The organism is Ectobacillus polymachus (genome assembly GCF_048159605.1).
Taxonomy (GTDB): Bacteria; Bacillota; Bacilli; order Bacillales; family Bacillaceae_G; genus Ectobacillus; species Ectobacillus polymachus.
Window position 1 is genome coordinate 1,518,403 of record NZ_JBLREB010000001.1, and the last position, 12,315, is coordinate 1,530,717.

Annotated in this window: 15 protein-coding genes and 1 riboswitch; of the genes, 7 read left to right on the plus strand and 8 right to left on the minus strand. The window is 38.3% G+C overall.

Annotated features, from left to right (window positions below):
- Positions 1–15: 15 nt before the first annotated feature.
- Complete coding sequence (locus ACM5BR_RS07785; protein ID WP_416827103.1) at positions 16–579, plus strand: GNAT family N-acetyltransferase; 564 nt, start codon at positions 16–18, stop codon at positions 577–579.
- Positions 580–595: 16 nt separating this feature from the next.
- Here the strand turns inward: ACM5BR_RS07785 and ACM5BR_RS07790 are convergent, their stop codons facing one another.
- Positions 596–1,144 carry an NUDIX hydrolase gene (locus ACM5BR_RS07790; protein WP_416827104.1) on the minus strand — a complete coding sequence of 183 codons (549 nt, stop codon included), beginning with the start codon at positions 1,142–1,144 and terminating at the stop codon, positions 596–598.
- A 166-nt stretch (positions 1,145–1,310) separates the two neighbouring features.
- On the opposite strand from ACM5BR_RS07790, the gene ACM5BR_RS07795 reads away from it, so the two are divergent.
- Positions 1,311–2,228, plus strand: a complete 918-nt coding sequence (locus ACM5BR_RS07795) for an aldo/keto reductase (protein WP_416827869.1) — start codon at positions 1,311–1,313, stop codon at positions 2,226–2,228.
- 146 nt (positions 2,229–2,374) lie between these two features.
- On the opposite strand, the gene ACM5BR_RS07800 is transcribed toward ACM5BR_RS07795, so the two are convergent.
- The 4 genes from ACM5BR_RS07800 to ACM5BR_RS07815 form a co-directional block, all read right to left on the minus strand.
- Positions 2,375–2,617, minus strand: coding sequence for a YqkE family protein (locus ACM5BR_RS07800; protein WP_416827105.1), 243 nt, complete (start codon positions 2,615–2,617; stop codon positions 2,375–2,377).
- A 223-nt stretch (positions 2,618–2,840) separates the two neighbouring features.
- Complete coding sequence (locus ACM5BR_RS07805; RefSeq protein WP_416827106.1) at positions 2,841–3,302, minus strand: CopG family transcriptional regulator; 462 nt, start codon at positions 3,300–3,302, stop codon at positions 2,841–2,843.
- A gap of 421 nt (positions 3,303–3,723) precedes the next feature.
- Positions 3,724–4,839 carry an RNA-guided endonuclease InsQ/TnpB family protein gene (locus ACM5BR_RS07810; RefSeq protein WP_416827108.1) on the minus strand — a complete coding sequence of 372 codons (1,116 nt, stop codon included), beginning with the start codon at positions 4,837–4,839 and terminating at the stop codon, positions 3,724–3,726.
- A 292-nt stretch (positions 4,840–5,131) separates the two neighbouring features.
- The gene (locus ACM5BR_RS07815) at positions 5,132–6,079 is read right to left on the minus strand and encodes a LacI family DNA-binding transcriptional regulator (RefSeq protein ID WP_416827110.1); all 948 of its coding nucleotides are present in this window, start codon (positions 6,077–6,079) and stop codon (positions 5,132–5,134) included.
- A 193-nt stretch (positions 6,080–6,272) separates the two neighbouring features.
- Here ACM5BR_RS07815 and ACM5BR_RS07820 point away from each other — a divergent pair, with 193 nt between their 5' ends.
- Positions 6,273–7,193 carry an alpha/beta hydrolase gene (locus tag ACM5BR_RS07820; protein ID WP_416827112.1) on the plus strand — a complete coding sequence of 307 codons (921 nt, stop codon included), beginning with the start codon at positions 6,273–6,275 and terminating at the stop codon, positions 7,191–7,193.
- Between the two features lie 73 nt (positions 7,194–7,266).
- Here the strand turns inward: ACM5BR_RS07820 and ACM5BR_RS07825 are convergent, their stop codons facing one another.
- Positions 7,267–7,506, minus strand: a complete 240-nt coding sequence (locus tag ACM5BR_RS07825; RefSeq protein ID WP_416827113.1) for a DUF2552 family protein — start codon at positions 7,504–7,506, stop codon at positions 7,267–7,269.
- Between the two features lie 255 nt (positions 7,507–7,761).
- On the opposite strand from ACM5BR_RS07825, the gene ACM5BR_RS07830 reads away from it, so the two are divergent.
- A complete protein-coding gene (locus tag ACM5BR_RS07830; protein ID WP_416827115.1) occupies positions 7,762–7,986 on the plus strand; it encodes a CDGSH iron-sulfur domain-containing protein in 225 nt (74 codons plus the stop codon).
- Positions 7,987–8,122: 136 nt separating this feature from the next.
- On the opposite strand, the gene crcB (ACM5BR_RS07835) is transcribed toward ACM5BR_RS07830, so the two are convergent.
- On the minus strand, positions 8,123–8,479 hold the full coding sequence (gene crcB / locus ACM5BR_RS07835; protein ID WP_416827116.1) for a fluoride efflux transporter CrcB: 357 nt from the start codon (positions 8,477–8,479) through the stop codon (positions 8,123–8,125).
- Positions 8,479–8,871, minus strand: a complete 393-nt coding sequence (crcB, locus tag ACM5BR_RS07840; protein WP_416827117.1) for a fluoride efflux transporter CrcB — start codon at positions 8,869–8,871, stop codon at positions 8,479–8,481. The genes crcB (ACM5BR_RS07835) and crcB (ACM5BR_RS07840) overlap by 1 nt, the downstream gene beginning before the upstream one ends.
- A 162-nt stretch (positions 8,872–9,033) precedes the next feature.
- Positions 9,034–9,179, plus strand: a riboswitch (FMN riboswitch).
- A gap of 187 nt (positions 9,180–9,366) precedes the next feature.
- Here crcB (ACM5BR_RS07840) and ribD point away from each other — a divergent pair.
- The 3 genes from ribD to ACM5BR_RS07855 are packed head-to-tail and all read left to right on the plus strand — an operon-like array spanning position 9,367 to position 12,307.
- Positions 9,367–10,458, plus strand: a complete 1,092-nt coding sequence (gene ribD, locus ACM5BR_RS07845) for a bifunctional diaminohydroxyphosphoribosylaminopyrimidine deaminase/5-amino-6-(5-phosphoribosylamino)uracil reductase RibD (RefSeq protein WP_416827118.1) — start codon at positions 9,367–9,369, stop codon at positions 10,456–10,458.
- Positions 10,458–11,099 (plus strand): riboflavin synthase, encoded by a 642-nt coding sequence (ribE, locus tag ACM5BR_RS07850; protein ID WP_416827120.1) that lies wholly within the window; start codon positions 10,458–10,460, stop codon positions 11,097–11,099. Before ribD ends, ribE begins: the two co-directional genes overlap by 1 nt.
- Positions 11,100–11,113: 14 nt before the next feature.
- Positions 11,114–12,307 carry a bifunctional 3,4-dihydroxy-2-butanone-4-phosphate synthase/GTP cyclohydrolase II gene (locus tag ACM5BR_RS07855; protein WP_416827121.1) on the plus strand — a complete coding sequence of 398 codons (1,194 nt, stop codon included), beginning with the start codon at positions 11,114–11,116 and terminating at the stop codon, positions 12,305–12,307.
- The last annotated feature ends 8 nt before the right edge of the window (positions 12,308–12,315 follow it).

Consider the following 12,315-nt stretch of genomic DNA (forward strand, 5'->3'; position numbering starts at 1 on the left):
GGAGGAGGGATACGTATGAATCCATTGTTACTCGATTTTCCAACAATGTTTCAAACAAAACGACTGCAATTACGAAAGCCATTTCCTGGAGACGGAAGTGAATTGTATGAGGTCTATCAGCGATCTGCATCTGATCTAAATTCATGGTTATCATACGGTGCTGCGATCCAGTCTGAGGATCAAGCAGAGGCAGATGTCCGGGAAGCACATGCTAAATTTTTAATGCGGGAACAGCTTCGCTTTCATTTGTATGTAAAAGAAGATAATACCTTTATTGGCAGCATCACTCTTCAACCAGTAGACTGGGACATTCGAAACTTCGAAGTTTCTTGCTGGCTCGCAAGTGATGCGCGGCATAAAGGCTATATGACAGAGGCTCTTACAGGATCTATAAAATTCGCTTTCGAGAAGCTCCAATGTAACCGACTTGAAATTCGATGCGATTCGCGCAACGAAGATGCAAGACAGCTTGCAGAACGAACCGGGTTTATCCTCGAGGGAACATTACATAAAAATTGTAAAGCACTTAATAGTGACGACCTTTGCGATACATGCATCTATGCAAAAATAAAAGAATAGGTTTGAGCCTATTCTTTTATTTTTGCAACTGTAAATATTGAAGAGCCATGAATGTTTTACTATCATGAATACGCTGTTCTTTCATTAGTTCCATTGCCTCTTCTAGAGTAACTTCTAGTAACTCTACAAATTCATCTTCATCCAAACTAGCTTTCGTTTCCTTTTTCTCAAGACCAATTGCTTCATAAAGATATACAATTTCATCTGAAAATCCTGGAGATGTATAAAAAGAAGTAATAAGGCGCATTTCCTTACAGGAATATCCCGTTTCCTCATCGAGCTCCCGAATAGCACAATCCTTTGGTTCCTCGCCCTTTTCTAACTTTCCTGCAGGTATTTCTACGAGCATCTTCTCAAGTGCCTTTCGGTATTGTTCAACTAATACAATTTTCCCGCTATCTGTAACAGCGATAATAGCAACCGCACCAGGATGCTTTACAAGCTCTCGCGTACTAGCCTTGCCATCTGGTAATACTACGTCATCTACCTGCACTTGAATGACTCTACCAGAGAAGATTGGAGTGGTATGGGTTGTGCGTTCTTCAAAATGATTCAATAGACTCATCTCCTTATTCGAATCCCATGTTATACATATTTATTTTATCATATTATAAGGAGGGGAGGTCTTATTGCCCGCAAATAGCGGGATAAAATAGATCATAATGCTAACTTAACTATTTGTCTGGATGCTTACCTTTCCTTACAATAGTTACTGGGAGGGATGAATGAAAATGATAAAGCATCAAATCGGATCTTCCGATTTATTCGTAAGTAGAATTGGTTTAGGCTGCATGTCTCTTGGAACAAGTGAGAAAGAAGCTGTCTCCATACTGCACGCTGCCATCGATACAGGTATTAACTATTTAGACACTGCCGATTTATATGATTACGGTTTAAATGAAGAATTTGTAGGAAAAGCATTGCGTGGAAGAATAAGAGAACAAGTAATTGTTGCTACAAAGGTAGGTAACCGCTTTACAAAAGAAAAAAACGGTTGGAGCTGGGATCCATCGAAAGCATATATTATGCAAGAAGTAAAAGAAAGTTTACGTCGTCTTGGGACTGACTATATCGACTTATATCAATTACACGGAGGAACAATCGAGGATTCAATAGATGAAACCATTGAAGCATTTGATCAATTACAAAAAGAAGGAATTATTCGTTACTATGGTATTTCTTCCATTCGGCCTAATGTTATACGAGAATATTTAAAACGTTCACATATTGTAAGCGTCATGATGGAGTATAATCTATTGAACCGTCGTCCTGAGGAGCTCTTTTCTCTGCTTGCCAAGCATAACGTTAGTATCCTTGCACGTGGACCAGTTGCAAAAGGCCTGTTAACGAACCATAATGCCCAGAAAATACAACGAGTAATGGATAAGGGTTATTTATCCTATTCCTATGAAGAATTACAAGCTACGATTAAACGTGTCAAACAAGCAACAAGTACACGATCCTTATCTGAAACTGCTATACAATATTGCCTATACAACCCAGTAGTTGCCGCTGCCATTTCTGGTGCAAGTTCGCTAGAGCAGCTCTATGAGAATGTACGAGTAGCTGAAGCTATGCCGCTCACAAAGGAAGAATACGATTGCCTTGCATCCATCACTAAGCAAGACCAATATACATTGCATCGTTAATCCTTAACCCTTTTAGCGTACGAAAAATGAACGAAACAAAGGAGAATAGGTTCGCCTATTCTCCCTTCCTACCTTTGCTATTTTAACGTACGAATGAAGGTATCTTCACCTACTCGTTTAATATTGTTCGAATATATTACAATCTGCTATTTATAATCCTTCCAAGAAAGACCACTTTCGTTTAATAGCTCTTCAAACGACTTATTTTTTTCTCGTTCACGTCGTTCACGAATTTTTCGTTCTTCTTCTTGCTTTTGACGTATATCTTCTGCAGCAGCAAGCTGCTTCTTTTTGTCCTTTAGCTGCTGTAGTATGCTCACCTCTATACGGTCACTTACATGTAACGCTTCATCTGTGTTAGGTTTGCTATTTTTGTTCTTTTTTGCCACGTTGCTCACTCCTTCCTCGTTATTATAGTAAAATTTGTATTCCCATGCCAGTAGGTAGCCGCTCATAATTTTGTTCTTTCTACCAAACCTTTTATTTTGAAAATACAAAATTGGAAGTCTTAAAGTGTCTCAAAACTAAAATATGAAGGCACACGAAATAGACTGGCACAAATAGGAATAGTTTTCTCCCTTTTGCACCAGCTACTTGGTCCATTTCGATTGATTATTTTACTTTTCCTTCCCACTCGTGAATCCATTTTATAAGTGCTGCTTCTACAATTCGTGATTTTTGCATACCTGTAATACGAGCGTAATCATCGAGATGCTGTAGGATTCCAATTTCTATCGAAAAACTTCTTCTTACCCTCTCTCCTTCTCTTTGCGACGCAGAGCTTAGGGTTGCAACTCGTTCTAATAAGGTACGAATACGAACGAGTTCCTCATACATACGTTCTTCAATCATAAGAGTATTAGGAACTTCTTGTAAAACTGGATCTAGTATGTTAAAATCCAGTCTCTCTTCCCCTTTCCCTACAAATATTCGTTTTTTACTTTTGCTATCATATACATAGCCAAGAATACGAAGCTTTTTCGATAGGGAATAAGGTGAAATATTTAATTGTTTTGCAATAACTGCTAGCGGTTCATTCTCATTTAATCGCTCAAGAACTTCTTTAACCTTCATAGATCACCCCTATTTATACATAATAAAAAAGGAGCGTATACTTGCTTGTCTGTATTATTTTCCTAAAAAATAGTTCCTTTTCAAGCATTTCGTTATTATATAGAAAACGATGCTGCAAAAAGGAACGGTTATATGTGATGGTAGCACACAGTATATGTACGAGCTTCTCATTACCAATACGGAATGGTAAAGAACTCGGTATCAGAAGCAATTTCCTATTGAATGGAGGTCAACAACCCGCCACTTAATACCCTTACGGGTCGTTTGAAGTGGGGGCTTGCGTCTATCAGAGTTCGACAGTGCTTCTACCCTCATAGAGAGCAACTACGCTTATTCCTACCCAGTAGTGCGAACGAGCAACGCTCTCCTACCTTAGTGTGGTGGAACATAAGGACGGTTGACTTCGCCCTTACTACAAGAGCTATACTCCTGTAGTAACTACACCAATATGTTCAATCCCTTTACGGTGTAGATTCATAGCACCAATACGGTCATCATTTGACTTGTATTGGCAGTTTTTACAACAGAATGTGTGTAATTTCTTATTACGGTTTGCTTTCTGGATATGCCCACATTTAGGGCAGGTTTGAGAAGTATATTTTGGGTCTACGACAATTACCTTCTGTCCGTTCATTTTTGTTTTATATTCCAGAATTTGACGAAACTGGTAGAAAGCCCAAGAGACAGAAACATAGCGGTCTTTCACTCGTACTTTTTCAGTTGCAGAACGAACACCTGTTAAGTCCTCTAAAACAAACATAGTACCTCTAGGGTATTTATCAACGAGTGCCTTTGTAATTTGATGGTTTACATCAGTTACATAACGGTTTTCTCTTGAACCAATTTGTTTTAGTTTTTTACGAGCAGACGGTGTTTGTCGCATTTGCAATTGTTTACGAGTAGCTTTAAACTTACCACGCTTATGTTTAACAACATTTCCGTTGTAGAAAGTAGTTTCACCCTGACTATCATAAGTGGTAGCAAGAAAGTTGATTCCTAAATCAATACCGACAATATTGTTTACATCTGCGTAATCTAATTCAGCAAATTCTTTTGCCATTGGAATGTGTAAGATCCATTTTTTATGTTTATGCACAAGTTTAGCAGTACCAAACTTCCAAGTATTATTAAAGTATTTTTTCATAGCCTTGCGTTCATAATTCAATTTAAGACGACCATCAAGTGTATTTACACTAAATTGGCTCTGAGTTAATGAGTAGTCACGATTCCAAACAAGGTCATATTCTGGAAGTTTAAATTCAATTAAAGACCATTCATGTCCATTTGATTTAGCTGACTTGTATCGAGCGATCACTGTTTTCATAACAGATTGAGCCATTTGACTTTTTAGTCCAAACTGATTTCGTAAGTCAGAATAATACAAGTTATTCAAGTTTACTTGATTTAGATTTTTGGTTTCAAAGATATGTTTTGATAGCCAATTACAAGCCTTACGATAAGCGTTAGTTGTTATCTTTAGGCTTTCAGCTTGATTGCCAGAAACATAGATTTGTATTTTCGCAGTAATTGTAGACATTATCCTCACCACCTTTCACTAAATATATTATAACAAAATTTTAATGAAATTAAATAACCTGAATAGGAGGAAGGAGGAGGCAAGGTGGAAGTTTCAGATACTTAATATGGTACAAAATCTTACGATTTTTAACGTACCATACCGTATCTGACGGCAACTCCTCCCCCACTTATCGTCGGGCTACGCCCTGCACACGATTGAAGTAGGGGTATCCTTGCCAATTTTAGATGAAAGAGAGTAGCCAAAAGATAGACATATTGGTGACAGAAATAAAATGGTAATCCTATTATGTTTATATTAGCTGTAGTATGCTTTGTTTCGTAGAATCCCTCTCTACTATATAATGATGAGCATGATGAACAGCAATAGGACCCGAAATCTGTTTTATTTGCTGTACCAGCTGCTTCACCACATATTTTGTCTCATCTGCTGCATTTGTTTGCACCGTCGTTAGACTAGGATACACGTACTCTCCGATTTGACTTCCGTCAAACGCTATCACTTGTAGCCTGTCCGGCATAGGAATATGAAGACTATGTGCTGCACGAATAGCGCCAATTGCCGCCATTTCACTGCTAGCAATAATAGCATCGATATAAGGAGCACTACGTAACGCTGTCGTCACAGCTTGTTGGGCCTTAGCAATCTCAGGCTCTGCTTCGATTACCCGATACGGAATTCGTTTATCCTCTACCATATCTAAAAAGGCTTCCAACCTTTCCTGCATCTTACTAGTCGTATCTCCCACTAGAAACGCAGGGAACTTTACATCTCGTTCTAATAAATATGTAGTTGCAAGGCTGGATCCTTCATAATAACTCTCCAATGGCTCCTTCAATACCATATACGGTACAGAAAAAGACATCTCTTTCATACTTTCATAGGCAGACTCTGTAACAAGAATACCTGCAACTCCCATATGTAAAATAGCTTCCATACTTTTTTGATTTTGTATATTCCATAGGAATACTTCAAAGCCTTCCTCATGGGCTGCTATCTCTATGGAAGGTAGTACATTTGCATAAGAAAGGTGGGCAAAGTCGTCTACAAAAACAGCTATTAGTGGTGAAACCTTGATTGGTTCAGCAGATGCTGCATTCGGCCTATATCGAAGCTGACTAATAGCTTTTTCAACTAGTTGTATCGTTTCCTCGCGAACATAGCCCTTTTTATTTATCACGCGAGAAACAGTTGCAATAGAAACTCCTGCTAATTTAGCAACATCACGAATAGTAGCCACACGTTCACTCCTTGTCTGGAAATAGATTACAATTTCACCGTAATGCATCTAAGAGAAGACGTCAAGCTGAAAATCGATAGAAATAGTAGTCAACATGATTCAGGCTCAATCACTAAGTAGTATAATGAAAAGATAGAATATCATTTTACTGGATGGTAAAATAGACCATAATATGAATGGCAGGAGGATAATCATGGCAGTACTATGGACGTTTATCCTAGTTTTCGTACTTCTCTTTTTAGCGATTGGAATCGTATTTTCAAATAAGGTCATGTACATTCGAAAAAAAACGGATGAGGAAATTTTAGAGCGTGAAGCCGGGACCTATTATAATGCGGAGGAATATGACGCCTTGCCAAAGGAAATGGTGATAATACAGTCTCCATTTGGATATAGTATTGACGGTCTTTACATTCCAAACAATAGTAAAGCATGTATGATTTTTTGCCACGGCGTTACGGTTAATAAAATAAATTCTATTAAATATGCTAATCTGTTTCACAAACGTGGATTTAACATTCTCTTATACGATCATCGTAGGCATGGAAAAACAGGTGGTATGACAACGAGCTATGGTTATTATGAAAAGCAAGATTTAAAGGCAGTGGTTGACTATGTAAAACAACGATTCGCCCCAGATATTATTGGCATTCACGGAGAATCTATGGGAGCAGCCACTCTTCTACAATATGCAGGTTCTGTGGAGGATGGTGCCGACTTCTACATTGCTGATTGTCCGTTCTCAGACTTCTATGAACAGCTTGCCTATCGATTACAAGTTGAATTTCATCTGCCTAAACGGCCTATATTAGACATTGCAACTTTATTTTTAAAATGGAGAGAGGGCTACTCACTTAAAGATGTATCCCCTATTACTTACATTCAAAACATTGCACATCCCATTTTATTTATCCATAGCAAAGAAGATGATTATATTTTACCGAGTATGACGGAAGAATTATACGAAAAGAAACAAGGTCCAAAGCAACTGTTTCTTGCTGAAAAGGGGACTCACGCTCTTTCCTACGGAAAAAACAAAGAAGCCTATGAGGAAGCACTCGATTCTTTTTTGCAAAATTATGTATTTCATGAAAACAATAGTTCATTAAAATAAGTTTTTTATACGAATGAAATTTCAATGTTTTTTCATCCTATTATGATGTAATAATTTACTCCCCTTTACTATGCTATTCTAAAAGAATGTCAGTACTATACATATTTTGCATAATAAAGTACATTGCTTCGTCAACATTAGAAAACTTTTTTATTTCAAACGTAATTTCATTTTGAAGTAACCACTCCTCCATCTCATCCTTCATACTAGAAATGGACCATCGTAGAAGTGTATATGGATGGTTTTCATGCAAAAAGGATACCCATGTTCGTTCTAACGCTATCACTTGTATTTTCTTGTATACTTCGTTCATGCTGTCATTCACCTTTATGTATGTTTGTTCTGCAGTAGCAGTATATAAGATCCTTCATTCAAGGATTAAGAGAACCCATCAAAGCCAAAGTAAAGATTACTGCCTAGGGAAGGATCACTTTATCCGCATTGTAACACAATTCTTATCTAGAAAGTACGTATTCGAATTGTAAACTTGCAATACAAACATACGAACTTTATCATAGGTAAAGAATGAAATTCAGATACGATTCCAACACTTAGGAGGATGAAAGACATGGCTAATGTAAAAATTATGGTTAAGGATAATGGTGCATTTCGTGTAACAGGAGATGTAGAACTCGTAGATTTCGAAGGAAATGCCTTTGAAACAAAAGAAGCCTTTTCGCTATGTCGATGCGGTCTATCTACAAAAATGCCATTTTGTGATGGAAGCCACAAAGGAAAATTTCAATCTGTCGTACGTGCATCAAAATCTCAAGATGACATAAACGAAGAATAAAGTGCTAGGGTCTACTTTACATATATGGAATTTCGCTTGAGCCTTAAAGGTGAGTCTTACTGCCTTAAATAGCATGATAAATGAAAGTGACGAAAACAGGAGGTAAGTTCCGTTTCGTCACCTTTTTATAATATGTTTAGTTGATCATCGTACCAGTCATAAATCCTGCAAATGCAAGAGAAATTCCTGCTACATAGCTAAGCATAACATAAACGATAGTGATCATTTTGCTATTTTCCCAGAGCAGGATACTTTCAAGCTTAAAGGTTGAAAAGGTTGTAAAAGCCCCCATAAACCCCGTTCCTAATAAAAGATACCAAGCATGTTGTACATGCATTCCAAGTAACATACCAAGTAAAAATGCCCCAAGTAAATTGATACACAACGTAGCATATGGAATATTACCCTTATAATAGACTTTTATAATATTTCCAATCATAAAACGGGCAATCGCTCCAAAAAAACCACCAGTTGCAACTAAAATAATATCCATTATGCTTCCTCCTGTATAAATCGCTTCCATACCTTATTTCCAAGCCGGAAGCCAGCCCACGCCATAAAAAGTCCTCCGACTAAACTAGCGAATACATACAGAAAGGCAATCCTATAATTAGGCTCCTGAAGAAATTGCAACGTTTCCACGCTAAATGTAGAAAATGTTGTAAATGACCCGATTAATCCTGTCCCAATTGCAGGTGCGATATACGGATGAAGACCTTTCATTTTAAAAATGGACGCTGTCAAAAATGCGAGAAAAAAGCAACCAAGCATATTAATAAACCACGTAGCAATTGGTGACGGATAAGAATGTGCTATTGCTATCCCAAGGCTATATCGCAGGACAGCTCCTATTATTCCAGCTACGCCTACAAGTATGTATTTCATATTATTTCCTTCTTTCAAATTTCAAAATAAGAGTCCAGGATACATTATAACAAATCATATTCTTCTGTTACGCTTCGAATTTGACCTATTTTAAACAAACATTAATGTTATAAGCAATTTAACTTTTCTTTCCTTTTATTTATGATATAATAACAACAAACAAATATCCTTCGGGGTCGGGTGAAAGTCCCAACCGGCGGTGATGAAGCTGGCAGCTTCTTAGTCCGTGACCCGTTTTGCGTAAGCAAACCGGTGGACCTGGTGAAAATCCAGGACCGACAGTACAGTCTGGATGGGAGAAGGATTACGTTTTCATTTTGGGATACTTTTTATTTATTATGTATACGGATTTTTAATATTCTATTTTCCTTGTATTCTTACCAAAAAAATAGGATTATTTCGTATATTCCCATTTCCTTTTGAAAACCCGACTCTCTCAAACCCTAAAGGATGTCTCCTTTAGGGTTTTTTATTTTTTCAAGGAGAGGTGAAACGATGACGGATGAAGAGTATATGAGACTAGCCTTGCACTTAGCTGCTAACACGCAGGGACAAACAAGTCCAAATCCGATGGTAGGGGCGATAATCGTTCAAAATGGCTCCATAGTAGGAATAGGAGCTCATCTGCGCGCTGGTGAAGCACATGCAGAAGTTCACGCAATAAAAATGGCCGGTGATAAAGCACAAGGCTCAACGGTATATGTAACATTAGAGCCTTGCAGTCACTTTGGTAAAACACCTCCTTGCTGTGACCTACTTATAGACAAAGGGGTAAAACGAGTTGTTATTGCAACTCTTGACAGCAATCCCCTTGTTTCTGGTCAGGGAGTGCAACGTTTACAAGAAGCTGGAATCCAAGTAGATGTAGGTATTTTAGAAGCAGAAGCAAAGAAATTAAACGAAATATTTTTTCATTACATGGCTACCAAAAAACCTTTTGTAACCTTAAAAGCAGCCACAAGCTTAGATGGGAAAATTGCTACTTCTTCTGGTGAAAGTAAATGGATTACAGGTAAATTATCCCGAGAGGATGTACATCAATATCGTAACAATCATGATGGGATTCTCGTAGGGGTAAATACCGTTATCACGGATAATCCGAGCCTTACAACACGGCTTCACGGCGGCGGCAAGAATCCCATACGCATTGTACTTGATACGTATTTACGAACTCCTTTATCTTCAAACCTAGTAAAGGACGGAGAAGCACCGACATGGATCATTGTAGGTGCGCACGTGCAAAAGGAAAAGATAAAGCAATATGAAGCATATGGTGTCGCTATTATTCAAATGAAATCACCATTAATAGAAATAGATCCATTGCTATCCCTTCTTGGTGAACGCGGCATTCTATCTCTTCTTGTAGAAGGCGGTCAGCACGTTCACGCTAGCTTTTTAGAAGGGGGCTATTGGGACAGGCTTATTTTGTATATGAGCCCCCGTTTAATTGGTGGAGTGAATGCTCCTTCCTTCTTTGGCGGGAAAGGCTTTTCTTCTCTTCAAGATACTCCCCTTCTATCTATTCAAAAAATAGAAATGATTGGTGAGGATATAAAACTGATTGCACATAAGAGGGGCGTGCGCTGATGTTTACAGGAATCGTTGAAGAAATAGGAACGATTGCAAGTGTGCAGCGTTCTGGAATGGCTATTCGAATGAACATTTCTGCAAAACAGGTTTTAGAGGATGTACAAAACGGAGATAGCATTGCTGTAAATGGCATATGCTTGACGGTTGTTTCGTATACCCCTTCCTCTTTTACCGTTGATGTAATGCCAGAAACCATAAAAGCAACGTCTTTACAAGCAGCAAAAAACGGATCGCACGTGAATTTAGAACGAGCAATGGTTTCCAATGGACGGTTTGGTGGTCATTTTGTATCGGGGCATATAGACGGTACAGGAACGATAATAGCAAAACATCACGAAGCAAATGCTGTATATTATAAGATTGAAATTTCCCGTCACCTATTACGGTACTGCATTCAAAAAGGATCCATTGCAATCGATGGTACAAGTCTTACCATATTCAAGATAGATAACAATTCCATTACGATTTCACTTATTCCCCATACGCTTAACTATTCGGTTCTGGGACATAAGGAAGTCGGAGAGATTGTAAACATTGAATGCGATCTAGTAGGTAAATACATTGAACGTTTTATAACAAAGCCACCTGAAAATAGCTCTATCACAACAAGCTTTTTACAAGATAACGGATTTATGTAAGGAGGAGAAAAGGAATGTTTCATACAATTGAAGAAGCATTGCATGATTTAAAAAACGGTAAAGCGGTTATTGTTTGTGATGATGAGAATCGTGAAAACGAAGGCGATTTTATCGCCTTAGCAGAAACGATCACACCTGAAACCATTAACTTTATGATTACACATGGCCGCGGACTTGTGTGTGTACCGATTACAATCGAGCACGCACAGCGATTAAATCTAAAGCCAATGGTAAATCAAAATACAGATTCACATGGAACTGCCTTCACAGTAAGTATCGATCACAAGCATACTACTACTGGAATTAGTGCATTTGAACGCGCGATGACGATTCAGGAAATGATGAATCCAGAATCAACCGAATCAGACTTTCATCGTCCAGGTCATGTATTTCCGCTCATCGCAAAAGCTGGGGGTGTATTGCGACGTGCTGGTCATACAGAAGCTGCTGTAGATTTAGCAACGCTATGCGGAGCTGGGCCTGCTGGCGTTATTTGTGAGATTATGAATGAAGACGGAACGATGGCTCGTGTTCCTGAATTACAACAAATTGCAAAACAATTTGATATGAAAATGATCACAATCCAATCTTTAATTGAATTTCGCCGTCATCACGAAACACTTATAAAGCGTGAAGTGGAAATCCAACTTCCAACATCATTTGGAACCTTCCGCGCAGTTGGTTATTCGAATGCCATTGATGACAAGGAGCATATTGCACTAATAAAAGGTGAAATTACACCAGACGCTCCAGTACTCGTTCGCGTTCACTCCGAATGCTTGACCGGAGATGTATTTCACTCTTTACGCTGCGATTGCGGACCGCAGCTTCATGCAGCATTAGCTCAAATTGAGAAAGAAGGAAACGGCATACTTTTATATATGCGCCAAGAAGGACGGGGCATTGGTCTTTTGAACAAGCTACGAGCCTATAAGCTGCAAGAAGAAGGTTACGATACAGTAGAAGCGAATCATAAGCTTGGATTTCCTGCTGACTTACGAGACTATGGTATTGGTGCTCAAATATTAAAGGATTTGGGCGTTTCAAAAATAAAACTTCTTACGAATAACCCAAGAAAAATTGCAGGCTTAAAGGGACACGATTTAGAGATTGTAGAACGGGTTCCAATCGAAATGCCTGCTACAGAAGAAAACGCTGCTTATTTGCAAACAAAGGTAGACAAATTAGGGCATCTATTACATTTATAAGAGGAGAG